General features: G+C 72.2%; 1 protein-coding gene. It reads right to left on the minus strand.

Translation table 11 applies throughout. From position 1 onward, the window contains the following. Positions 1-543, minus strand: a 543-nt coding sequence (locus FV222_RS28760; RefSeq protein WP_246685727.1) for an amidase, incomplete at both ends; no start/stop codon positions are given.

A 543-nucleotide genomic window follows, 5' to 3' on the forward strand; every position in this document is an offset into this window, starting at 1 on the left:
GGTGCCCAGCCCCAGGGGCGACATGCCGGCCGCGATGGCCGCCGACTCGCCGCCGCTCGATCCGCCCGGCGTGCGCGTGAGGTCCCAGGGGTTGTTCGAGCGGCCCGAGAGCAGGTTGTCGCTCTCGATCCAGTAGGAGAATTCGGGGAGGTTGGTCTTGGCCAGCAGGATGCCGCCGGCCTGCTTCAGGCGCGCCACGCTGGTCGCGTCGGCCTCGGGCGTGCGGCCCTTGAAGATCGGCGAGCCGCGCTGGGTCATGACGCCCGCCGTGTCGATCGAATCCTTCACGGTGAACGGCACGCCGTGGAGCGGCCCGAGCTCCCGCCCCGCCATCACCGCCGCCTCCGCGTCCTTGGCCGCGGCGAGCGCGCCCTCCGCGACGGTAACGATGGCGTTGACCTGGGGGTCGACCGCCGCGATCCGGTCGAGATGCGCCTGCACGACCTCGACCGGCGAGAGCTGCCGGGTGCGGATCAATTCGGCGAGCCGGGTCGCGTCCGAGAAGACGACGTCCTGTGTCGTGGAGGGGGTGGTGGGCTGGGT

The sequence above is a fragment of the Methylobacterium sp. WL103 genome (genome assembly GCF_008039885.1).
Lineage (GTDB): Bacteria > Pseudomonadota > Alphaproteobacteria > Rhizobiales > Beijerinckiaceae > Methylobacterium > Methylobacterium cerastii.